The sequence below is a fragment of the Photobacterium sp. J15 genome, assembly GCF_963870815.1.
GTDB lineage: Bacteria > Pseudomonadota > Gammaproteobacteria > Enterobacterales > Vibrionaceae > Photobacterium > Photobacterium marinum.
Genome location: NZ_CAWMUI010000001.1, coordinates 399,924 through 424,909, shown reverse-complemented (window position 1 = coordinate 424,909; position 24,986 = coordinate 399,924). Strand labels below are relative to the sequence as shown.

Annotated in this window: 20 protein-coding genes; all 20 read right to left on the bottom strand. The window is 49.1% G+C overall.

Going from position 1 to position 24,986, the window contains the following annotated elements:
• Positions 1-13: 13 nt before the first annotated feature.
• Positions 14-832 carry a carbon-nitrogen hydrolase family protein gene (locus tag AACQ93_RS02025; protein ID WP_064601794.1) on the bottom strand — a complete coding sequence of 273 codons (819 nt, stop codon included), beginning with the start codon at positions 830-832 and terminating at the stop codon, positions 14-16.
• 62 nt (positions 833-894) lie between these two features.
• Positions 895-4,785, bottom strand: a complete 3,891-nt coding sequence (locus AACQ93_RS02020) for a YhdP family protein (RefSeq protein WP_084418913.1) — start codon at positions 4,783-4,785, stop codon at positions 895-897.
• A gap of 21 nt (positions 4,786-4,806) precedes the next feature.
• Positions 4,807-6,276, bottom strand: coding sequence for a ribonuclease G (gene rng / locus AACQ93_RS02015; protein WP_064601788.1), 1,470 nt, complete (start codon positions 6,274-6,276; stop codon positions 4,807-4,809).
• Between the two features lie 14 nt (positions 6,277-6,290).
• Positions 6,291-6,863, bottom strand: coding sequence for a Maf family protein (locus AACQ93_RS02010; RefSeq protein WP_064601786.1), 573 nt, complete (start codon positions 6,861-6,863; stop codon positions 6,291-6,293).
• Between the two features lie 98 nt (positions 6,864-6,961).
• Entirely contained in the window at positions 6,962-7,450 is a 489-nt protein-coding gene (gene mreD / locus AACQ93_RS02005) for a rod shape-determining protein MreD (RefSeq protein WP_064601784.1), read from the bottom strand.
• Positions 7,440-8,300, bottom strand: a complete 861-nt coding sequence (mreC, locus tag AACQ93_RS02000) for a rod shape-determining protein MreC (RefSeq protein ID WP_064601782.1) — start codon at positions 8,298-8,300, stop codon at positions 7,440-7,442. The genes mreD and mreC overlap by 11 nt, the downstream gene beginning before the upstream one ends.
• A gap of 40 nt (positions 8,301-8,340) precedes the next feature.
• Positions 8,341-9,384 carry a rod shape-determining protein gene (locus AACQ93_RS01995; protein ID WP_064601780.1) on the bottom strand — a complete coding sequence of 348 codons (1,044 nt, stop codon included), beginning with the start codon at positions 9,382-9,384 and terminating at the stop codon, positions 8,341-8,343.
• Positions 9,385-9,580: 196 nt separating this feature from the next.
• Entirely contained in the window at positions 9,581-14,311 is a 4,731-nt protein-coding gene (locus AACQ93_RS01990) for a DUF6701 domain-containing protein (protein ID WP_064601779.1), read from the bottom strand.
• Positions 14,304-14,750, bottom strand: a complete 447-nt coding sequence (locus AACQ93_RS01985) for a hypothetical protein (RefSeq protein WP_064601777.1) — start codon at positions 14,748-14,750, stop codon at positions 14,304-14,306. The genes AACQ93_RS01990 and AACQ93_RS01985 overlap by 8 nt, the downstream gene beginning before the upstream one ends.
• The gene (locus AACQ93_RS01980) at positions 14,740-15,534 is read right to left on the bottom strand and encodes a PilW family protein (RefSeq protein ID WP_064601775.1); all 795 of its coding nucleotides are present in this window, start codon (positions 15,532-15,534) and stop codon (positions 14,740-14,742) included. Before AACQ93_RS01980 ends, AACQ93_RS01985 begins: the two co-directional genes overlap by 11 nt.
• A complete protein-coding gene (locus AACQ93_RS01975; RefSeq protein ID WP_084418903.1) occupies positions 15,534-16,094 on the bottom strand; it encodes a type IV pilus modification PilV family protein in 561 nt (186 codons plus the stop codon). Before AACQ93_RS01975 ends, AACQ93_RS01980 begins: the two co-directional genes overlap by 1 nt.
• Positions 16,084-16,581, bottom strand: a complete 498-nt coding sequence (locus AACQ93_RS01970) for a prepilin-type N-terminal cleavage/methylation domain-containing protein (protein ID WP_064601771.1) — start codon at positions 16,579-16,581, stop codon at positions 16,084-16,086. Before AACQ93_RS01970 ends, AACQ93_RS01975 begins: the two co-directional genes overlap by 11 nt.
• A 103-nt stretch (positions 16,582-16,684) precedes the next feature.
• Positions 16,685-17,152: a type II secretion system protein gene (locus AACQ93_RS01965; RefSeq protein ID WP_064601769.1), complete on the bottom strand. Its 468-nt coding sequence runs from the start codon at positions 17,150-17,152 to the stop codon at positions 16,685-16,687.
• A 13-nt stretch (positions 17,153-17,165) separates the two neighbouring features.
• Positions 17,166-17,756 carry a prepilin-type N-terminal cleavage/methylation domain-containing protein gene (locus AACQ93_RS01960; RefSeq protein WP_304441020.1) on the bottom strand — a complete coding sequence of 197 codons (591 nt, stop codon included), beginning with the start codon at positions 17,754-17,756 and terminating at the stop codon, positions 17,166-17,168.
• 28 nt (positions 17,757-17,784) lie between these two features.
• Positions 17,785-18,261, bottom strand: a complete 477-nt coding sequence (locus AACQ93_RS01955) for a hypothetical protein (RefSeq protein WP_064601765.1) — start codon at positions 18,259-18,261, stop codon at positions 17,785-17,787.
• A complete protein-coding gene (locus AACQ93_RS01950) occupies positions 18,242-19,462 on the bottom strand; it encodes a type II secretion system F family protein (protein ID WP_064601763.1) in 1,221 nt (406 codons plus the stop codon). Before AACQ93_RS01950 ends, AACQ93_RS01955 begins: the two co-directional genes overlap by 20 nt.
• A 16-nt stretch (positions 19,463-19,478) precedes the next feature.
• Positions 19,479-21,194 (bottom strand): GspE/PulE family protein, encoded by a 1,716-nt coding sequence (locus AACQ93_RS01945; RefSeq protein WP_064601761.1) that lies wholly within the window; start codon positions 21,192-21,194, stop codon positions 19,479-19,481.
• Between the two features lie 5 nt (positions 21,195-21,199).
• A complete protein-coding gene (locus tag AACQ93_RS01940; RefSeq protein ID WP_064601759.1) occupies positions 21,200-22,435 on the bottom strand; it encodes a tetratricopeptide repeat protein in 1,236 nt (411 codons plus the stop codon).
• A gap of 2 nt (positions 22,436-22,437) precedes the next feature.
• Positions 22,438-23,280 carry an ExeA family protein gene (locus AACQ93_RS01935; RefSeq protein ID WP_064601757.1) on the bottom strand — a complete coding sequence of 281 codons (843 nt, stop codon included), beginning with the start codon at positions 23,278-23,280 and terminating at the stop codon, positions 22,438-22,440.
• Between the two features lie 3 nt (positions 23,281-23,283).
• Entirely contained in the window at positions 23,284-24,972 is a 1,689-nt protein-coding gene (gene mshL / locus AACQ93_RS01930) for a pilus (MSHA type) biogenesis protein MshL (protein ID WP_064601755.1), read from the bottom strand.
• Positions 24,973-24,986 lie beyond the last annotated feature (14 nt).

The following is a 24,986-nucleotide window of genomic DNA, read 5'->3' as shown; positions in this document are numbered from 1 at the left end:
TCTTGTAAGATATTTATCGCTGGTGAACGCCTAAACGCGCATGCCTGACCAGCGGCATATTTGTTCTGATAGTCTGGCTTAAACTTAAATCCAGATCGGCAGTCAGGACGCCTATCCCTTCTTTCTGACAGGCTACTACCTGTCCCCAGGGATCAATAATCATCGAATGTCCCCAGGTTTCGCGTCCGTCACTGTGTTCCCCCCACTGAGCCGCAGCAATAATCCAGCACTGAGTCTCAACCGCCCTGGCCCGCAGCAACACATCCCAGTGAGCTCTGCCGGTAACCTTGGTGAACGCAGCAGGAACCACAATAATATCAGCGCCTTGTTCTCTTAACGCAGCATACAGTTGAGGGAAGCGAACATCATAACAGATTGATAATCCAATGTTACCAAACGGCGTCGACACAACTTTGACTTCCTGTCCCGGCTGGAAAGTATCAGACTCACGATAGCTATGGTGCTGATCTTCCACCTCGACATCAAACATGTGCATCTTGTCATAATGGACCTGACATTGCCCCTGATCATCAAACAGCAATGCCGTAGTGGTGATGGCACCATCCGGCTGGCGAATCGGCATTGAACCAACCAGTAACCAGATCCCCAGCTGTTTGCTCAGGGCCGCCAGCTCGGCCTGCAAAGGGCCATCACCCAAGGGTTCTGCATGGCGATGGTAGTCAGCACGGGAGCCAAAAACCAAGCAGTTCTCTGGTGTTACCACCAGCTTAGCCCCCTGTAGCTGTAATCCCTTGAGTTTCTTTTTCAACCGCCGAAGATTTACTTCCGGATCGGTGCCTGAATTCATCTGTACAACACCTACTTTCGCCATCTTTCATGTCCTTTATTACATCTGGTGACAATCCATTATTACTGTGAAAAATGTCGTTTTTCTTACTTCCTCAGCTTTTCAGGAACTGTGTATTCGCCGGTGAAGCGGGATTGCTCGGTCACGACAGGTGAGTCAATCGGGCCTTTCACGACATAGTTAACCTGAGTAAATACATCTAACACCGGCGAAAGCGCCGTAGAGATAGCAAATACATAGATTGCAGTATGCGGAGCTACTGCAAAGGCAGTCAGAACCGGAATACCAGAGGTAAAGTCAGGAATAAACTTCACTTTGGCATCAACCGTTTCATCTACAAGGTTAGCACTTCCCTTGATAAACATATCACCGGCAAGAGCCTGCATCTCAATATCATCAGTTTCGAACAAACCATTTTCAATCCGACCGGAGCCCTTGATGTAGTTAAACGCCAGGCCGTCATCAAAGATACCGGAAAAATCGAGCTGCATTTTGCGCACAATCGAGTCAAGGCTGAACAAGCCGAGCAGTCGTCCGGCACCCCCGATATCACTGATAACACCTTTACCCGTTTCTGTTTTCAACTCACCGGTCAAAGTTTCACGGTGCATACGCCACGGTGCCCCTTTCCACTGGATAGAAGCATAACTGCTGAACTCCGCGCCCTGAATACCACCGGACACACCAAACCGTCCCATAAGATCCGAACTGTTCTCGCCCTCAATATCAAACGCAATCTGGGTTTCGTTCTGATCGCTGTCCAGCGTCCAGTGCCCATCCAGGCTAAGCATCGTTGTACCGGAATCAACCACAAAGTTAAGCAGCTCCAGTGTGGTACCTTCCCGCCGCAACTTACCTGTCACTTTTCCAAGACGATATCCCTGCAACCAAGCATCTCCCAGTACCAGATCTATCTCTGGCAGATTAGCCATCATGCTGCGATCGAAATCAGTAGCAGGCGGGATATCACTCTGCGGCACATACTTTTCTTTCGCCATTGGGTTATCAACATTTTCCAAATCAACACCCGGCAAATTCAAGTGCATGCTTTCCAGCGACAGGTTCAATGGCTTACCGTCTGGCCAGAAGGCTTCACCTTTCAGCTCACGGCTGCCAAGAAGCATATGCCAGCGATCAGGCTGCCTGCGAATCGCAAGATCCACATCATTCCAATTCAATGTTGCCAGCTTCAACTTCTTGATCCGACCATTTACTCGAGTAGGCAGAGGCAGTTCCGGCATTACCGTCGGGTTCCCGGCCTGTGCCAACTCGCTGGCCTTTTCCTCAATATCATCAGCCAGTTCCAGCCAACGGTCAGCATCCACAGTATCACTTTGAATACGCGCCACATGGCTACCTAATGACAACTTTCGCAGCTCACCGCTACCCACCACCAGCTCGCTGGCATCAATTATCAAGCGCTCGAGACGCAGATTAATGCGGGCCTGATATTTCGCATCCGGAACCGTGACTTTCCCAGTCAGAGACTCAGCATTCCCAGCAACAGTGACATACGCCTGCGCCTGAGTACCTGACTGCAATGTCAGCGGATATGGGAGTTTACTGTCAACCGCAGCAAGGTTGGCTTTTAAATCGACGGCATAATCAAACCCGGTATCGTAAAGGTTTACCCCGATCCCCGCTTTCCATGGGCTTCTTCCGGATACGTGCGCCAACAACGGATCGTCTATCTGCTGCTGTAGCTTCGCAACCTGCCAGTCACCATCAACATTAATGTCAACGCGGTAACCGGTATCAACACTGTTACCGGCAAAACCAAAACTCACAGGCTGTGCCAGCAGATTACCTTTCAGCCCCTGAGCCTTAATTACATCATTGTCAAAGCTCAAGCTGCCGTTAACCTGCTCAATTCTGAGCGGCGGTGTATCCATTTCCAGCAAGTTATCTTTAAACTGCGCATCACCCGAGGCACGCACTTCACTGCCATCAAATGGGATATCCAGATTAAAACGGGAAGTGACCGGGCCGCTGACCTGAACTGTGGTCATCGCCGCCCCAACAGTATCCACAAGAGGGGTTGCCATCATATAATCACGGATCTGAGGTCCATCAGCCGCCACATCCAGCGTTAACTTCAAATGACCGTCTTCACTCAGTTCCGCACCACCGGTAACCTGAGATGCTGTCGCACCCATGGTTTTGGCATGACTGGCATCAAGGTACATAAAGTCATTTTCAAACATCAGGTTCAGTTTAAGCTCAGTCAGCTCCGGCCAGGCAGTATCAAAGCTAAAACGGCCCTGACGCAGCGGAACATAAGCCTGAAAGACACCGTCATGTTTGGAATAAGGAAAATCCCCCAGCTCGCCGTACCAAAGCAATCGAGCCCTATCCGCCTTACCGCCCCGAATAGCTGAAGACAGGTAGTCAGTCAGCTCTTCTCCCAGAGCCAGTGTCGGCAGGTAACGCCAAGCTTCACCAGCGTCGCTAGTTGACGCCTCACCATAGAAAGACAACCAGGCTGGCGCATCTGCCGGAAAATCTAACCGGAATTGGCCGTCAGCTTTGATATGGGGCGAAGTTACAGAAAGATAATCGCTCCACAAGCGCCAGCCGGCCTCATTGACCTGCCAGTAAGCGGTTACTTCGCCTTTGTTAATCATCAGCGGTGCCTGAAACACATCACCATATGGCAGGGTATCATCAGCCAAATGCAGCACAACTTTCCCCCCTTCCAGATCACCTGACACGCTGGCATCAAGCTTATGGACTTCAGGCAACAACTCCCATTGCTTCATTCCAAACTGTTTCAGCCCAACAGAAAAGCGAGGGGACTGACCATTCTTTGCGGCAACCCGGATATCTTCCAGCAGACCGGAAGGTTTCAGAGAATACAGTATTTCAGCTAACTGACTGTCTTCCGGCAGGAAGCTGACAAAAGGCAGCAAATGATCCAGAGACAAACGACTCAGTGCCACCTGCCATTGCGACGGCTGCCACTGAGCGGCCACATCAAACGCAGGCCAAAGTACTTTATCGGTTTGGAGGATAAGCTGATCACTGTCAAGCCGCCAGCCGGTCTGACCGTTCGCCAGTGACAGTGGTCTCAAACCAACCTGCCCCTGGCGAATTCGAAATTCGTGTTTTTCTTTTCCGCGTTGCCAGCGAAGATAACTGTCATCAAGCCGGGCAAAGCTGTTCATAACAATACCGCTTTGCAGGTTAAGCCAGACTTCAGCATTAATATTGCTGCCGGTAACATCAGCACCGCCAAGCAGCTGCTGGTTCAGCCACGGGGTGATTGACAGGTTACGGGTTTGAACATAAACGCTGCCGGACATTTCCGGCAGGGAACGCTTAGCAGATAAGTTAGCAATCACTCGCATCTGGCTAAAATGAGTATCAGCCACGCTGATCACCCCTTCCGCAAGGTGCTGGCGACCGGTACCGTCCCATTTCAACTCACTGATATCAATGCGCTGCTTATGGCCAGCTGGGGATATCATGGTGATATCGGAATTCCGAAGTGAAAACTTACCAAGCTGGACAAATATCAGCTCTTCAAGCCGGGCGATCGTGTCAGCCTGGTTGTTATCTTCAGCAACTGGCCCCGAACTCTGACTGAAAACCGAGCCCGGCAGCCGGGTCAAATCCAAGCTCAAGCGATCAATCCGAATATCTTTAAATACTGGGCGCATTTCAAATGCCGATCGCAGCATATCAAACTGCAACTCAACATCACCGACCCGAACAATGGAGTCCGGCTCGTCAGAAGCAGCGACACTCACTCCCTGCAACAGCAGTGAAGGGCCGAAGTTGCGCCAATGACCTTCAACATGAGCAACCTCAAGGCGCATCTCAGCCTGTTCAGACGCCCATTGTCGGATAGGCTCACGGTATTCGTTAAGCTGGGGAAGGAAAAAACGCAGACCACTAATAGCAATAGCGGCCAGTACCAACATAGTCAGTACCAGCCACATTAATCCACGCGCCAGACGAACTGGAACTGTTGTCACTCAATAGCCTCGCATCGGTTATTACATCATTACTACGTCAAACTGCTCTTGAATGTATAAAGGCTCGGCTTTAATTTTCACCTGCTTACCAATAAATACTTCCAGCTCAGCCAGCGCATGGTACTCATCTCCAGCCAGTGCTTCAGCGACTGCCGGCGACACATACACTACAAAACGATCGGCATCGTAGGCTCGGTTGACCCGGGTGATTTCGCGTAGGATCTCATAGCAGACACTTTCGACAGTTTTCACCGTGCCACGGCCCTCACAAGTCGGACAGGTGCCACACAGCACGTGTTCGATACTTTCCCGGGTGCGCTTACGGGTCATCTCTACAAGGCCAAGTTGAGTAAAACCGTTAATGTTAGTCTTCACCCGATCATAAGACAGCGCTTGTTCCAGAGCTAACAGTACCCGACGGCGGTGATCTTCATGGGCCATATCGATAAAATCGATAATGATGATCCCCCCCAGATTACGCAGTCGCAACTGACGAGCAATTGCCTTGGTCGCTTCAATATTGGTATTGAAGATCGTCTCTTCGAGGTTACGTCTGCCAACGAAAGCACCGGTATTGATATCAACCGTCGTCATGGCTTCAGTCTGGTCGATGATCAGGTAACCACCTGATTTCAGCTCAACCTTACGATCCAGAGAGCGCTGGATCTCACTTTCGGTATCATACAGGTCGAAAATCGGTTGCTCACCGGCATAGTAAAGTAGCTTATCGCTGATCTCCGGCACGAACTCATCAGTAAATTCTTTCAGGTTTTCAAAACCAAGGCGGGAGTCAACCTGAATACAGTCCAGCTCAGTGCCAACAAAATCACGCAGAATACGCTGTGCCAGGCCCAATTCACCGTAAAGCATAGATTTCGGTTTGTATTTTGCTTTACGCTCCAGCACCTTACGCCACAAATGCTTCAGGAATGCCGCATCCTGAGCCATTTCTTCCGCTGTCGCACCTTCTGCAGCAGTACGGATAATGAAGCCGCCCAGCTCGTCACAGTACTCATTGACAATCGACTTCAGGCGCTCACGCTCTTCTTCACTATCAATACGCTGAGACACACCGACATGGCCAGCTCCCGGCATAAAGACCAAATAGCGAGAAGGCAACGTTACATCCGTGGTCAGGCGCGCGCCTTTGGTACCCAGCGGATCTTTAACTACCTGAACAACCAAGTCCTGGCCCTGACGAACCAACTCAGAAATATCACGAACCTGGAACTGCTGCTTTTCATTTTCAGCCACACACTCAGTATGAGGCACGATATCGGATGCATGAAGGAATGCCGCCTTATCCAGACCGATATCAACAAACGCCGCCTGCATTCCCGGCAACACCCGGCTTACCCGGCCTTTATAAATATTACCGACAATACCGCGTTTTGATTCTCGTTCTATATGTACTTCCTGAAGGTTCCCTCCTTCAATCATTGCAACGCGCGTTTCACTCGGCGTTACATTAATTAGCAGCTCTGTGCTCATGATTGCCTCTGAATTTACAAACTTAAAAAGTCCTGAACCATGATGTCGGTCTCCATTAACGGTAACCCCACCACAGCGTAATAACTGCCATCGATGCGCTCAATAAACTTGCCACCGAGCCCCTGAATACCATAACTGCCCGCTTTATCCTGCGGTTCACCACTTTGCCAGTAGGATTCTATTTCTTGTTCGGACAAAGCCTTGAACCACACATCAGTAACCACAAGTTTGGTTTTACTTCGGATCGATGTTGCCAGCGTTACAGCCGTCATCACCTGGTGCTTACGCCCTGACAACAGCCTCAACATCCGCTGCGCATCTGCAAAGTCTTTCGGCTTCTCTAAAATTTTGTCATCTACTACAACAATAGTATCTGAACCCAGCACGGGTATATGGCCATCGGTTTCCTGCACCCCGGCTATCGCCTTATCTTGTGAGAGGCGCTGCACATAATCAGCAGGACTTTCACCCACCTGATGGCATTCTTCGACATCAACCACAACCCGCTCAAAGGAATAGCCGAGTTGCGTTAAAAGCTCTTTACGACGAGGAGAGCCTGATGCCAGATAAAGCTGAACTGCAGACATGATGATACCATTTACTTAAATATCAAGAAGATCCACTCGGTGCGCTGGACTTACTTAATCACAACCTAACACCGAACAGACCTTGTTTGAAAAGTTATTTAACGAATTGAGAACTTACGACGCATTCGCCGCAGTAATAAAAACAGCCACGGCCAGAGCAAGAAGTTTAGTAAAACCGCCCATAACCGTTGCGGTTCAAATGTGATCACTGAGACCAGGTATTCGGCCCAAAACTCAATCAGCTTGCCACCGAGAGAGAGCAGAGCCACCAGCATCGCCTGCTGCCACAAAGACAGGTTGCGCATAACCTGGAAGTTCAGCGCCACGATATAACACAGCACCGACATCATCAGCCCTCGTACACCGAGGGTTGAGCCAAGCATCAGATCCCACAGCAAGCCCAATGTCAGTGCCGTACCAACATTTACCCGGTGTGGTAAAGCCAGTACCCAGTAGAAGGTGACCAGCAGCACCCAGGATGGCCTGAACAATTCTAGTTGCCCCGGCCAAGGCGCAGCCTGAAGGATCAGCGCCACAATAAAAGACAGCCAGATCAATAAGCGGCCATTCGGTCGACTATTCGCCACTGTTGATCTCCCCTGCGATTAAGGTTTCCCTTGGTGTCGGCCATACCAACAGCAGGTAACGCAAGCGGTCAAACTGCACCGTCGGTCTGGCTTTGATTTGTGCAAAAGGACGTTTGTTATCAAATGAAAACTCGGTGACATGCCCTACCGGATACCCTTCAGGGAAACGTCCTCCCAAGCCGGAAGTCACCAGCAAATCCCCGACCTGAATATCGGTACTGCTTGGCACGTGTTCCAACTGGACTTGATCGATCTGACCACTGCCAGATGCGATCACCCGGATATCATTGCGAACCACTTGAACCGGAATAGCATGAGTCGGATCAATCAGCAGCAGCACCCGGCTGTTATGCGCCCCGACATACGAAACCTGACCGACGATCCCTTTTTCGTTGATCACCGGCTGGCCTTCATAAACGCCATCCGTCCGGCCTTTATCTATCATCACCTGATGACTGTATGGATCAGAATCCACAGCCATCACTTCCGCAATCAGTTTTTTTTCATCACGGACAAACGGCGAGCCCAACAACTCCCGCAAACGCTGGTTTTCCTGCTTTAGCTGGTCGAGCAGCAGCACATCGCTCTGCTTAACCAGTAACTCACGCTTAAGTGCTTTATTTTCTGCCAACAAACGCTGATGGGAGCTCACCTGACCAGACACACCGTCTAACAAATCTCGTGGCAAGTTAGCAGCATACTGAAGCGGTGCAATCGCTGAGTTCAACAGGTAACGTACGTTGGCGAAGGCATCTAGGCGGCTGTCGGCCAGCATAAGACTAACCGACAGTAATATGGCAAGAAACAGGCGCAGTTGCAGGGAAGGCCCCCTGCCGAATATAGGTTTCATCTAACGCTATAACCTGTTTTATCTATTGCCAGAGCTGGCATTATTCGTCGCTGAACAGATCGCCACCGTGCATATCGATCATTTCCAGAGCTTTACCGCCGCCACGCGCAACACAGGTCAGCGGGTCTTCAGCGACAACAACTGGAATACCGGTTTCTTCAGTCAGCAGACGGTCAAGGTCACGGAGCAGCGCACCACCACCTGTCAGTACCATACCGCGCTCAGAAATGTCAGAAGCCAGTTCCGGCGGACACTGCTCAAGTGCAACCATAACAGCAGATACGATACCTGTCAGCGGCTCCTGCAGCGCTTCAAGAATTTCGTTAGAGTTCAGGGTGAAGCTGCGAGGCACACCTTCAGCCAGGTTACGACCACGAACTTCAATTTCACGAACTTCATCGCCAGGGTAAGCCGAACCGATTTCATGCTTGATGCGTTCAGCGGTTGCTTCACCAATCAGGCTGCCGTAGTTACGGCGAACATAGTTAATGATCGCTTCATCAAAGCGGTCACCACCGATACGAACAGATGATGAGTACACAACACCGTTCAGAGAGATCACGGCAACTTCGGTAGTACCACCACCGATATCGATCACCATAGAACCGGTCGCTTCAGAAACCGGCATACCGGCACCGATAGCTGCTGCCATCGGCTCGTCAATCAGATACACCTCGCGAGCACCGGCACCCAGTGCAGATTCACGGATCGCACGACGCTCAACCTGAGTTGAACCGCAAGGTACCGCAACCAGAACTCGTGGGCTTGGACGCAGGATGCTGTTGTCATGCACCTGCTTGATAAAATGCTGAAGCATTTTTTCTGTCACATAGAAATCGGCAATCACGCCGTCTTTCATCGGACGGATGGCTGCGATATTGCCCGGCGTACGGCCCAGCATCTGTTTGGCGTCATGACCGACGGCCGCAACACTCTTAGTTGCACCGGCACGATCCTGACGAATCGCAACTACTGATGGTTCATCTAGAACGATGCCCTGTCCTTTGACATAAATAAGGGTGTTGGCAGTACCCAGGTCAATAGACAGGTCATTAGAAAACATGCCACGAAGTTTTTTAAACATAGTCTTCGGCTAATCCTGCAAGCTCACAAAATTCGTTAAATTGGGCTAAATGTACCAAGGGGCAAGGATCGAGACAAGGTAAGGATTGTCAAACCTGCCACAGATCCGCATTTTATTTAATGAAGTCACGACTTTCCCACCGTAACAAGAGGGTAAATGTTTATTCATTATTACTTCCACCTGATTCATCAAGCTGTTAGTTGTTTTTCTCCCGCCACCATATTATTCGATCACTTCCACGGTATAAACCAAACTGGATTTGCGCTTTTTCATTATCATCAAACACACCGTTCCCAGTCTGATCGACTCTTAGCCAGGGGTAACCCGCTTTGTTTAAATCCAGCTCCGGTGTAAGTACACCTTGGTTACCAGAACCCGGCGCGGTGAAATTTAATGCCCCTTCTCCACTTGTCAGCGCGTCGAAGGTCACTTTTGTGGTGCCTTTCCCAACAGGTAGAGCTGATTTATCCGTACCTTCTTTGAAGATGAAATCGCTCAACGCAATGTTAGTACACTGATCATCTTCGCTAATGACGAAAGAATCAGGACTAGCATAATACTCAACAAAAAACGGAGCACTAATTGGCGCGATCTCCGGGCCGTAAGCATCGGTTAACCGAACCCGGCCCCAGCGGAAAATCAAATCACCAGCCAATTTTGTAGCACTGTGCGCAGAACCTCCCGGTTCCCCCGGATTCTCATTTAATGGTGACAAGGGAACATTATCCGGCCCTTTGCCTTCTAAACTTAAAACAAAGCTATTATAGGGGATATGTGGTGCTGCATGTTTAATTACTTGATAATACCATGAAGTCGTCATTACCCCTTGAGCCCAACTAAAGGCTGAACTGCTCCGCTTGATTTGATCTTTTAGCGCATTGCCATCATCACTGTCTTCACCGTTTAAATTGAAATCTTTATCGACAGCTACGGCTTTATAGCCCTTCATAAAGTCATAATTTTTAGTTGTTTGACCTTGTTCATTCTTGGCCGTCAGTGTAAATCCAATCGTGCTGTTATTATTGCCAAAATAATTAAATACAGAGCAGCTATTTATCGGTTTCATCGCCGAAACCGATAAATTTTTAGGGTAAAAACGCCCGATATTCCCGTAGGTATAAAATGGCACGGAATTTCCACTAATCAGGTAATTATTGGCAGCAATACCTCCCAACTTAAAGCTACCGACTTCACCATAAGATGCCTGAACAGCAGTTGGAGACTGCCCGGATGAATAAGACAACGAGCCTGGGAACACCAAAGTTCCGGCTACCCCCGATCCCGGAGTAATATTTTGCGCCTTAGCTGCTGCCGAGAAAGTTCCTTTGAAGCCAGGCGTCACCACAATATGAGTAGGATCGGATGTCGGCAGGCCAGATGAATCGGATTTACTTCTTTCCCACTTCACGGCCTTATAAGTTACATTAAAGGGAGAGCCCGCAGCTTTGAATGCTTTATCAGTATCAGCAGCTGTACCGTATTTATTTCCGGCAACATTGGTTACCACCAACCATGGACTGACATTAATTACGTGCTGAGCCAACCAGTTCTTACTTGGGTCATCAGGCTCGACAACATCCTCAGCCTGTTTGACGGTAAGTTGAATAGCACCGGCATCGGCATAGTTAAATGCAAAGTCAGCGACCCCTTTAGTAAACGTCATCGCCAGTGTCGTATCCGCTGATAGTTTAAGGTTATTACCATTAATTGTTGGAATAACATTACCTGTAGACGGGTTCTGGTAGTCGAAACGAAACGTTATATCTTTTTCATTCGCAAATGCTTCAATTGGCTTGCACTGCCCTTTCGCCGTCGGGTCTTCAGTTACCGCAGATAGCTGATAGGTGATTGGCTTATTGGCTATCGCTGATTTCCGCCCGTAGGGAAAAGAACCTTTTCTCACCAACTTAAGTCCTTCAGCTTTGAAAGTGACCTCATTAGTACGGTTTAGCTCTTCACCGGAAGAGTTACTCAAAATAACAGCAACGTTACCTACATGCAGATAGCTCAGAGTAAAAGTGGCACTGCCCTGATCCTGCTCTACGAACTGATAGCTGGCATTCCCCGAATCCACGTTACCGGAAACAAAACTACCGTTACCGGTTTCCAATACCCAGTCACCATTTCCTGTCGTGGTAGCCAGGCCGATTTGCCCGACATAATCAGTAATTGGGTTATTATCTTCATCCACAACATTCACGGTAAAACTGACCGGTGTACAAGTCAGTGCCGAGTTTGGATACGGACCGAATTCAAATGAAGGCTGTTTTTCATTTGAATCAATGGAAAACGCCATATACGACACATCTTCAGGCTTGTGAGAACGCTCTTCATCAAAATCTTGGTCCTCATCCATAACAATGCTCATACGCTTGCTATCACGATGACACCGTCGGATCCAGCCCCCGTTACTACCGGTCCTGGATAATTTCCCGACCACCATAACAGGCGCTGTCGTGAATTTAGTATATTTAAAATCTGTCGTCTCTTCGCATCGAACCTTAAAGTTTTGTGCTTGTTCAATAAATCCAGAGCGAGCATGCTGAAAGTCATAACCGACGGTTCGACCAAAAAGCTCAAACTCACCCGTTCCCGGTAAAGTTGCCAAATAAGCAATCGTTTCAGGTAAATCAGCATTACCACCTCTGACTTCAGATTGCTCCAATGCGACTTTAAAACCATTCTGTGTCACTTCATTACCGGCTACAGTCAACCAACGTGCATTCCCCTGACTTTGCAGCTCAAGCATCAGAGTCGGTTTTTGTGAAAACTGCCCTGATGGAAAATCAACCGTCCGCCAACCACGCTGTTCTTTTGGGCTGCCATTTCTGGCTCCTTGCAGCACTTTATCCTCTGTTGAATTCCGCAACATTACCGTTCCGGCATAGAGTTCATGATTATTTGAGAGGGTAGTTTTCCCAGGAAGGACAGCAACATAGTCGATGTTGGACATCAACTGGCTGGGTGTCTTATGGGAAGGCGGAGCATAAGGCTCCTTCTGCTCCACAGTAAAACCGACATTAGTTATATTGGTCAATCTTAAGGTGGAAGGACCATCCTGATCTGGTGTAGAGGCATTAATTGTCGGGGCCAGAAAAACTAGGGGAGTCTTGCCGAGAGGAAATGGTTTTTCAAATACAACAGTTGTAGCTTTAACCGCAGTTACCACACGACCATAGCGGAAACCGGGATCATCAGCCGCACTCTCACACAAATGACGCTCGCGTGCCAGTTCTGCAATTTGTTCATCGTTCAGCGCTGTATTAAACACCTTAACTTCATCAACATTACCATCAAAATAATGAGTGGCATATCCATGATCCTGCCCAACCTGGAAAGGAAGAGTGTTTCGAGCTGCTTTGAATTTAATTCTTGCAGTATTATCTAGTCGGCCATTAATAAAAATCCACTGACTGGTTTTATCCCACCCTCTCGCTCGCTTGTAACGAACGGTAATATGCGTCCACTTATTGAGCGGGATATCACTTCGACTAACTAGAGTATGCGATTGTCGGTTTCCCTGCTGCTCCCACCACCAACTCAACTTCCCGTCTGGATTAATATTTATTTCATAATTCGTGTCTTTGGAGATAACCGTTCTCAGGCTACCTAAATGAGGATAAGCCGTCGGTTTCACCCAAGCTGAAATAGTAAAATTATCGTCAAAGCTTAGCTTGTCATCATGAGTAACCTCAACATACTGCCTTTGGCTACTTGAAAACTCCCCATAATTACATGTCCCAGTAAAACTGCTGTCGATTGGCAGAGCTGGTGCATCACCCGCCGTATTTGAATTATTATAAGCAGTGCCATGCAAATTACTGCCGGACGAGTCCTCAACCCTGTTACTACCATTCGTCCATGACGACTCATCCATCGACCAGGCAAGTACAGGCAAAGGAGCACAAGCATTTTCAGGTTCACTTCTTGGTCGGCAGTAACCAAAAACTTTGCTGTCTTCTTTGACTTCGACAACCTGATGATCGGCTGCATCAACATTACCCTTGATTGTCGAATCCTCAAGCTCCACCTTTCCCCAGCTGCTAGTGATATCACCGATAATATCACTGTCTTCAATTTTCACTTCACCACCGGAAGACAAACTACCGATAACACTTGTATCTTCAATCGTTATTTTGGAACTGCGGCTAGTGATATCGCCCGTAACCTGATCACCTTCAATTTTTACCTCGCCTTCTGCGGTAACACTTCCACTAATATCTGAAGACTCCACCTCAACTTTATTGTTTTGGCTTTCAACACTTTGCGTTATCGAACTCTCTTCGATTTTTACTTCTGCCGAACCAGTTACAGCACCACTTATAGTTGAGTCATCAATAGTTACTTTATTGTGTTCACTTACAACATCACCGCTTACTGAGCTGTCTTTAACTTCGACTTCAGCAGAACCACGAATCTCACCACCGGTCGAGCTTCTTTCAGTAAGGGAAATACTCCCGTCACGACTTACGATTGATTCCGATACCGATGTTTTCTTAATATCGATATCTCCCCCCACGTCAATAAGCCCGATTATCGTAGAATTTTCAATATCAACCCCACCGGAGACTGTGGCTAGTTTGCTATAAACATGGTTGGAGTTTTTAACTTCTATCTTGCCATTATGAGTTTTCAAATGAATGGAGTTAGCGGCGGAGCCAACTTGGTTGTTATTCAGCTTTATCCCTTCATTGGCAAGCAGGGTATATTCATGATTGGAACGAATTTTATCACCACTTTTCAATTCCATTTTGCCGTTACAGGTAAAAGTGGAACCATTTTTATTCCAACGTCCATCACTACAAGGCGGATATTTTCTGGAATTATCCAAGTTATACGTTTTTGCCACTACAGGCATGGAAGCAAACGCCAACAAACAGGCGAACCATAAAGCATACCCGGGAAAACATTTTTTATTTTTAGTCATTATCTTCCTCATCCCCGACTAAACCGACCTCAATTACCCGTTTGATAGTTTGATTACCAACAGCACAAAAGCCCTCACTTTCTATTCGGTAAATAGTCTGTTGTTTTTTGTTTTGCCCCAAAACTCGACAGCTGACTTCCGCCCGGCAATTACGTAAACCATCGCCAGTGAAGTTATAAACCTGTTTCTCATCCTTCTGGCATGAGCCGGTATCTTCACTTTGATACAACGCGCTGATATCAATCTGAGCTCCAGAGCGAGCAGCCATATCTGCGCGAGTTCCGATAACTTCATGAACCAAAGCATCGCTGCTACGCTCAAGGTTTCTCAATCCCAAAGCGGCTAGAGAACCAAGCACCACAATAGCAAACAGCACCATTACCAGCGCCGCTCCTTGCTGAGTACTAGGTGAAGAAGAAGGTAAATTATTACGGGGCATTGGCAATAAAGGCATCTTGATCAAAACGAACCGTCTCCCCGCGGGCTGTCATTTCCAAACTAAACTTCACTAGCCCGTTACGGGTCAGTGTGGCATGGTCAACATTGAAATTTAGTGCCGCTACGTGTTCGGCCATCAAAACCCGACGGACACCATCACCACTAAAATCAGGCACAGTCAGGTTTTCCCGCTCAGGCTTATAATTGCTGTAACGCCAAATCTGAGTCCCTTCAAGGCAATAAGCGACAGGCTGGTCATAAATATAGAAACGGCTGGCAGGCGATCCCGCCGGAAACTGGGTCTGCTGAGCGAACGTCAACTCCACCATATTTTCATTTTCAGCCGGAGTAAAATTGAGGTCAGCCGCAACAATCGCTACGTTATTTTCTCCACCTGCTGGTATTGTTTTAGCAAAAATATTATCCGGCTTCACCGGATAAATAACAGCCCTCTGATTTGCCTGTATCGTGCCGTCGGGGATGACCGTTAGCTTGTTTGTTGCTGCCAGCGGTATATCAGAATATATCCCGGAAGCTCTCACCGGTACCCACTCCAGGCAGCGGTCATTTTGAGAGAGCAGCACACTATTTGGAACCGCAAGGCGCACCTCCCGAACTAAACGCTCGGCGACAAAGCGTCCTTCCTGAAGTAACAGTTCCCTCGCAGCCGTATCGACATAAATCAGCGAGCTCTGAGATATAATGCTGACCATAGACAAACCAACGACGGCCAACAGCACCATCGTCATGATCATCTCAAGCAAAGTAAATCCGCGAGCTGTCATCAGAAGTTCCCCCGGTAGACCGCAAAGTCATAGCGATTGCCTGCCGGATCTGTGACCCTGACATTAACCCGTTTAATATCCCCTTTTTGAGGATCTGCCGTCCCATCCCGATTTACGTCATAAAACACACTAACGGCAACAGAAAAGTTGCTATATCGTTCCGTCAGATCACCACCGATAACATCTTGCACCTTGCCAGTTAAGCCATGGTAATCATCAATATCATTAAACACAGTCCTGCCGTCATCAGCTTTTTCAGCATTGGTGTCCGGCCCTAGCTGAGCAGGATCTGTACATCGTTTTTCGCCCACCTTCAGAGCATCATTGGTACTGATACAAACCGGCAGTCCACCCAATTCACCACTGTTATGGTCAAACTTCCGGCTCAGGACTTCATCCAATACCGCATGACCCAGCTCTGCGGCTCGGGATGCATGTACAATTTGTGCACTTTGTCGCGACTGCGGATAGAGCGCCGTTGTAATGGCTGTCACAACAATGCCAATCAATACAATCGCAATAATCAGCTCGATCAGGGTAACGCCACGATTAGCACGCATGAATATAGCCCTCAGACTCAATACAGATAGCCAATGTATCAGATCCACTGACAGTCACACGGCATCCATCTGAGCACTTCTGGATTCGGCCAAAACTATCAAAATCTAAAGCATATGGAAGTGTCTGTGGTGCTCCGTCAGCAGTAATCGTAAAACGAGCATTCAGTTTATTACCGACATCAATTGCCGTCTGATCATCCCAAAAAGTCGCTTTACCTGGGAAAGTGGAGGTATTACAGGTAGCTTGCGAGATATCTACCTGCCGGGCTTTGGTATTGCCAAGCAGCCAGCGATGGCAATTATCCCGGGTCTGCATGGCTCGCATCTGAGTGAGGCGCATTGAACTGATCAGCTGATCACGATAAACCGGGGAACTGATACTGCTCATCCCGGAAAAGCGTGATGCTGCCGTCACACTGATAATACCAACCAGTATGATCACCACGATAAGTTCGATTAAGGTAAAACCGCGCTGACTGCCGGGCATGAGCCACCCTAAATGAATTGTTATAATAATGAGGTTCTATTTAATAAAGGCACCAGAGGATAGCACCCTTATTAAATAGAGCTCCGAAGAGCTCTATTTATTATTAATTACCAGTAGGTGTACAAGCTTCGCCAGTAGTAATTGTTGTTATCGCTGGAGTCTCTGCATCTACAGCCTGGGTGTAAGTAACAATACATTTAGTCTTATCACTATTACCTTTGTAGGTATATACAACGGTAGTATTTGTTTCTTTTACAAACTCCCAATCTTCAAGGCCATTAACTGCCGCTTTCAGAGCCGCAGACGTCGCTTTCGGATAGCCAAATGCAACAGGGATACCGTTTACTTGTGTATTGGCTCCAGCTGACGTCGCTTCAACGCCATTGATCGCTGCTTTACCGTAAACAATACCAGCCGCACCATCAATTGCACCTTTCAAACCTTTAAGCGCAGAGTCACGAGCATCATTTTGCAGATTCATAAAACGTGGTGCAGCTGTTACCGCTAGGATACCCAGAATAACAATCACCACCACGAGTTCAATTAGCGTAAAGCCGCCTTGACGTTTCATAACTTACTCCTAATTATTTTAAATAGACTTCGACCCGGCCCTGTGCCGGTTTATATGTAAATGAATGTCCTGCCTCAACATTGACCGAGCCAGAGCCATCCGTACCGGCCGAGGCCAGTTGGTAGTAACGACAAAGCTTTTCAGAACCGTTTCCTTCAGCTTTAACGTAAAACAAGTAGTTACCACTTGCCGCACCTGTCTTATTGGTTGTGGCCAGGGGTGGGTTTTGTAACAGATTATCAAGCAATGAAAGGCAGTCAGTTTCACTGATAACATTTAAGTTCAGTGCACCATCAGTAAGTGCATACGGGTAGCCGTCGCGTACACTGTCATCGTCTGTCGCCTTCGTTAACCAAAAATCAGTACCATCATAATTTACCTGGTTTTGGTTACCGGCATTTACCGGACGACCATAGGCTTCCCACTGAGCGCGGGCAGACAGCACCGCGGTAGCAAACCCGCCGGCCACACCTTCTATCGAGGCTTTTTTGGCTTCATCGGTTACCTGCAGAAAACGTGGTAATGCAGTTGCCGCGAGCAATCCAACAACAATGATGACAATCACCAACTCTACAAGGGAAAAACCGCTTTGCTTTCTCATTATGTTTCTCTTTCTGTCAAAAAAGCGACTCTTAATCCGTCAAAAAGCCGTTCAGGCGTATTCTCTCATGCTTGAAAAATAATTCCATCCAGTTACTGCCGGTTATTTGATAAAAACAAGAATTATATTGTTCAGATCTCATTCCCTTTTCTGTGTAAAACCGAATGTAATGAACACTTCTTTCTCGTGAAGCCAGAAGTTCCCACATACTCTCACAGTCAACCTGCCCGTTGTGTAGCACAATCGGCCAGCCCAGCGCAGTAAAACCAAGCTGAATGCCATCAACATTGAGCTGTTTCGGCTTATCTTGTAATTCCCATTCTTGTCTAAAGCTGGATGCACTTTTAAAAAAAGTCTGCTCCAGTTGTCTGAGTTGTGTCTGTTCGGCTTTTTTCTCTATTTTCTGCCACTGCACCAACATAACACCGGCAATAAACAACACAGCACTGAACCAAAGAAAGAACCGAAAGCGTTGCTTTTGCTGCCGCTTAAACACCTCGGGCAACATCAAGCAAACTCCACATTGGCAAGAAAATACCCAAAGCCAGAATCAACACCATCCCAGCCACAATTAACAGCAAAATCGGTTCTATTCTTGCTGTCAGTGTTTTCAGATCGTAATCCACTTCACGATCGTAAAAGTCAGACACTTCCAGCAGCAGGTTATCAACCTGACCAGTCTCTTCCCCGACCGCAATCATCTGCAGCACCAGTGGGGTAAATACGCCTGACTGGCTGGCTGTACTGGCAATACTGTTACCGCCCTCGATGCCGTTCTTCATCTCAATCAGACGGTTCTCCAAAAAGCGGTTACCCAGGGCTTCTGCGGACATCTGGATCGCCTGGTTGAGTGGCACCCCGGCTCTGAGCATCAGAGAAAACGTACGGGAAAAGCGTGACAGCTGTGCCCGATTAATGATGCCGCCGACAATCGGCATTCTCAGACGCCAGCGATCCCACGTTTCATGCCCGCCGGGCGTTCGTCGCCATGCCCGCAACATGACCCAACTGACCACCAGCGTACCAAGCATCAGCGGCCAGTAGTGCACAAAAAAGTTTGATGTTGCGATCAGTATCCGAGTCGGCAGTGGCAGATCCACACCAAAGCGGCTAAACATTGATGCAAACTGCGGAATCACCTTAATATTCAATACCGCCATTGCCAGAAAAATGGCCGATAACACAAAGATCGGATAACGCATTGCCGACTTGATCCGGCGACGAGTTTCCATCTCCTGCTCGTAATAGTTAGCCAGCTGCAATAGCGACTCATCCAGACGACCGGTATTTTCGCCAACGTGAATCATGGAAACAAATAACTCATCAAAAACCCGAGGATGCTGCTTCATCGCCACCGACAGTGGACGGCCATTAGTCAGCTCCACAGACACTGTTTCCAGTGTTTCCTGCATGAGCGGATGAGCAGCACTCTGGCTCAGGCCTTTGATTGCGCGCAGCAATGGCACGCCAGCCTTAGTCAGGCTATAGAGCTGACGACAGAAAATCACCAGCACATCCAGTGGCACATGGCTTTTAAACATCGACTGAAGATCCAGCCCCGCCCCCTGCGCCTTACCCTGACGAATTTCCAGCGGAATGATCCCTTGGCGGATCAGCAAATCGGCTGCCGCATCCTGAGTTGCTGCTTCTATCTGACCACGCTGGAGAGCACCTTTGCTACCACGACCGCGATAATTAAATACCGGCATAATTTACTCCTGACCGTTATAGCAAGATGCCATCATGGAAATCGCCTTCACCCAGCATTAATACTTCTTCAAGACTGGTACGTCCTTCCAAAGCCAACTCCATTGCGGATTCAATCAATGGTTTATATCCGTCAGCTTTTCTGGCTATCTGACTGAACAGCACGGCATCATTACCACGCAGGGCATCCATCATCGGCTGATCCAATTCCAACAGCTCAAATACACCGATCCGTCCCTTATAACCGGTAAAGTTACAGCTCTGACATCCCCGGCCACGATGGAAATCACGGTACTGATGCTGTGGAAATCGCGCCATCAACCATTGCTGTTTAGATGTATCCAGCTCGTCACTTTCTTCGCAATCTTTACATACCCGGCGCACCAAACGCTGTGCCAGCACAGCACGCACCGCACTGGCAACCAGGTATCCCGGCGCTTCCATGTCCATCATTCGCAGGGCACTGTCGATTGCATCATTGGTATGCAGAGTTGACAGAACCAGGTGGCCGGTCAGTGCCGAACGCAAGCCAATTTCAACCGTCTCCTGATCACGCATCTCACCAACCAGAATAATATCGGGGTCCTGACGCAGGAAAGTTCTCAGGATCGATGAGAAGGTCAGGCCAATCTTGCTGTTCACCTGTACCTGATTCACCCGCGGCAATCGGTATTCCACCGGATCTTCAACAGTGATCAATTTCTTGCCCGGCTTATTGAGTTCACTCAATGCACCATACAAAGTGGTGGTTTTACCCGAGCCTGTAGGACCGGTTACCAAAATCATCCCGTGCGGACGCTTCAACTGACGACGAAAGCGCTGCAGCAAATCATCCGGCATGCCGATCTCTTCCAGGCTCAGGATCCCTGCCGACTGATCAAGCAGACGCATTACAACAGATTCACCGTGCTGAACTGGCATGGTTGATACACGGACATCGACCGAGTGACCGCGAACCTTGACGTTGAAGCGGCCATCTTGCGGCAGACGTTTCTCGGAGATATCCAGCCCGCTCATCAATTTAAGGCGCAACACCAATGCAGCCGATACGCTGGTTTCATTGAGCAGGGTTTCGTGCAGTACACCATCAATACGCTGGCGGATCCGCAGCACATCGGCATCTGGCTCAATATGGATATCCGAAGCGCCAACCTGAATCGCATCCTCAAACAGGGAATTGATCAGCTTAACAACCGTCACTTCCTCGTTATCGTTGTCATCAAAGCCGAAACTGAAATCAGAACTGTCCTGATGCTCAGCCTGCAACTGCTCGGCAAACGACACAATTTCCTGAGTCCGGCGATAATAGCGATCGAACGCGGCAATCAGCTGGCGCTCCGGTGCAATAACCAGTTCAACCCGGTACTGTGCCAACTGGTTGTATACCGCTTCCTGAGCCGCCAAGTCCGCCGGATCACTCATGGCAACACGGACAGTATCACCGCGACAGCCAATCACCAGCGCACGCAAACGGCGGGCATGAACTTCTGACAACAGGGACACGGATTCAATATCAACACTCACCCGGGTCAAATCAACTAACGGAATATCCAGCTGACGCGACAGGAATGACAGCATTTGCTGTTCAGTCAAAAAGCCCATGCTGATGAGGGTATCCCCCAGCTTACGACCGGTTGAACGCTGCTTGTCCAGAGCCTGCTCCAGCTGCTCCTGAGCAACAATACCTTCTTCAACCAGCAAGTCGCCAAGGCGCTTTCTCAAACGGATTTGCATGGTACTTAACCTTCCCGAGAATCAAGCGCCGTCAGGCGCTGTTGAATAAACTGTTGTGACTGCGATGAAATACGTCCCATCAGCAATGCCTGCTCATAGGCATCACGGGCTTTACTTTCCTGCGCATCCCGCTCCAGCGCAATCCCTAATCCCATCCACCAGCGTCCGTCGTAAGGCTCATCCTTAACCAACATCCGGTAACTACTCATAGCTAAACCGTTATTATTAAGCTGCTGTGCCAGCGCACCGCGCATCGCCAGGTAGCCACTATGATGTTTTTCCGGCAACTGACTCAACACATTCAGTGCCGCCTGCGGCTGTGATTCATTGGCCAGCAATTTAGCCAGAGTCAGGCGCAGATCAAGCTGCTTGCTGTTCAACTCAAGTCCGTGCTGCAGGGTCGCAATGGCTTCACGAACCTCTCCCCGCCCGTAATACAGTGCCGACAGCTTCTGCCTCGCTTTCACCCACTCAGGCCGGTAAATCACAGCAGATTCCAGGTAACCAATCGCTTTTTTGCTGTCACCATTCTCCCAGGCTTTATGGGCTTTTTCGTATTCAATTTCCGCCAACTGGCCAGCATCCAGCTCTACCGTTTCAATACTCAGCTGTTCATCAGACGAAGCGGTATTCATCACTTCTGCCGACTCACTAACAGTGGCTGGCTCTGTATTTAACGGCTTCTGAGGCTTACTGGCAGAAGGCTTAGCCTTCACTACTTTCGTAATGACAGGAGCTGGCATCTGTTGTTTCTGCTCAGGCCCGGATGAAACAGATATTGGCCCAGCTTTAGACTCTGCCTTCACTCGGACTACGGTGTGTTTACTAGGCTCAGGTAACTGTGTTTTGTTTTCCACGGTTTGTAGCGGCTCTACCACTTCAGACTCAACAGTCGGTTCTGAAACCTTCTGGCTTTCAGCTGGCTGCTCACGCACTGGTAAACTCACCGCAACCGACTCAACAGTGTTTTCTCGTTCAGGCTCAACCGGTACGACGAAGTCATCGTGAACTTCCCGCTCTTCTTCCTGCTGCGCTGCCTGTGTCACTTGTCCGGCTAAACTCTGAGAGCCAAACCACCAACCGGCTGTCCCGGCAACCAACGCAATAGCCACAACCGACCCGGCCCAATAAGGAGCCCGGCTGCGCGGTACAGGCCGGATCGTTGCAGCCTGCAAAGGTGCTGCGGCAGTACTGTTATTCTTACGGCTCAACTCATTGAGCTTTTTATTAATTTCACTCATGCTCAATGCCATCCCCAAAGCACAGGGAACGTCCACCTCGGCTGACGTGCCCCTAAGGTATCTTTTACTGCATTTAAAATATCTTCACGCTCAACTGACGGAGTGTTACTACTGCAGGCCGCGATCAGGGCTTTATGGCACAGCTGGTTGATCAGGCGGGGGATTCCCCGACTCGCCTTCCAGATATCCCGATACTGAGCCAACTCAAACAACGATCGGGAGCAACCCGCACAAGTCAGGCGAAACTCGATATAAGAAATGGTTTCCGCTAAATCCAGCGGACGCAGACAAGCCCGAAACGTAATACGCTGCTGAAACTGTCGCATGTGATGCTGTGCCAGTCGCAAGTCAAGTTCCGGCTGTCCCAGCAAGACGATCTGCAACAGTTTTTCCTGTTCCGTTTCCAGATTGCCAAGCAGGCGAATCACTTCCAGAGCATCATCCGGCAGGGCCTGGGCTTCATCCAGCAACACAACAACAGAACGCCCCTTTGCCTTACGCGCAATCAGTGCTTGCTGCAGGTGCTCGGTCAGTGTCGTATTATCACCATCAGCCAGAACATTCAGCTCTCTTGCCAGCGCCAGGCGCAACTCATGACCGTTCGCAGCTGGCGTCGGCAGATATGCCAGATCAAAATGTTCCGGCAGCTGATTGATTAGCATGCGACAGACCAGAGTCTTCCCCGTTCCTACCTCACCGGAGATCTGGATGATCCCCTCTCCCATCTCCAGTGCCGCCAACGTCGTCTGGATGGCTTCCAGATGCGGTGGCAAAGCATGAAAAAGATCTGTATTCGGAGTAAGAGAAAATGGCAGCTCGCTGAAGCCGAAATGCGCCTGGTACATGACTTAGCCCTCTTCAGGGAACCATTCAGTTACCAGCGCACGAGAACGCTCCAGCTCCTTCTGCCAGGTATTCTCACCCACTACGGTTGGTTTCAGCAGGATCACCAGTTCTGTTTTGGTTTCCAGCTTATTAACATTGCGGAATAAGTGGCCCAGTACAGGAATGTCTCCCAGCAGCGGCACTTTAGATACCTGATCATTGAGTGATGATTTCATCAAACCACCAATCACCACCACATCACCGCTGCGGGCATGGATCACGGAATCCGATTCTCTCACCGAGCTTTTGGCCAGAGGCAGCTTATAAGTACCGAACGTCTGTCCCAACTCAATATCTCTTACCTCGGTAACCACATCGACAACCGCCGGGTGAACATGCAGTAACACGCCGCCTTCATCATCAATTTGCGGAGTCACATCAAGGGAGATACCGGAGAAGAAAGGGGTCAGTTCAATATCTGGAGAAGCGGTACCACCGTCGCTGTTCACTTCACCACCGGAAATATCAGTCACGAAATACTGATCACCACCGACCTTAATCACCGCTTTCTGATTATTGGCCGCCGTGACACGCGGGCTGGACAGAACGTTGAGGTCGCCCTGCGTATCCAGGAAGCTCAGCACGGCATCAAAGTTACCGTCAGAGATGGTGATATTAGTCTGGCCACCCAGTAAATCGGAAATCGCGCCGCCACCTGGCAGTGCCGGAATTTGAAGGTTACCGTTCGCATCTGATGTCAGGTTACCTCTGCCGAAAATGATCTCGGTACCGCCGATGGTCTTAGTAATATTGCTCCAGTTGATCCCCTGCTGATAGCCGTCGCTCAGGGTCACTTCCATGATCTTGGCTTCCAGCACCACCTGACGCTTAAGGCGTTTTTGAGATACCCCCAGAAACTCTTTCACTTCGCGCAGCTCATTCGGATAAGCGCGAACAGAAATCAGACTGGCCTGAGGCGATACAACGATGCTGCGTCCCTGACCACTGCCAATCATTGCCTGTACCGCCTTTTCCAGCTGCTGCCAGAAATCACTTTCAGAGGTCGTCTCAATCACAGTTCCGCCCGTGGCTGAACTTGACGAACGATCATTACTGTTCTGTGAGTTACTATCGTTATTATTGCTGTTAGCAGAACCGGAACTGCTGCCGGAGGAATTCGAACCGTTATCGGTAATCGAGCCGGTAGTCAGCGAGGTCAGAGACAGACCTCGGCGTTTAAGTTGTAGGTAATCAACCGGGATCACTTCAGTGCGCAAAGTGGCTGGGAATACCTGAATGATGTTGCCTTTACGGGTTGTGTTATAACCGTAGATATCTGATACCACATCAAGGACTTCATCCAGGGTTACATCACGCAGAGTCAGTGAAATGCGGCCTTTTACTTCAGGATGGAGCACGATATTAAATGGCGTTCCCTTCACCAGGCTGCCAAAAAAAGCACGGGCATCTACATTACGGGCATTAACCCGAAAACGCTTTTCAAGCGCAGAATGCGCCACGTAATCAGTGCCGTCGAGACTCGGCATCAGATCGGCATTCACCGCTGGAGGCAGATCCTGTAACGGCCGACTTGCGGCTTCATTCACCGCCTCATTCAGTGCACCTTTGACCTCAACGGGATCGCGATGTCCCATATTTGTCGAGCACCCGACCAGGGATGCAACAAGTACACCTACAACTAATCCACGCATGCTAACCACTTTAC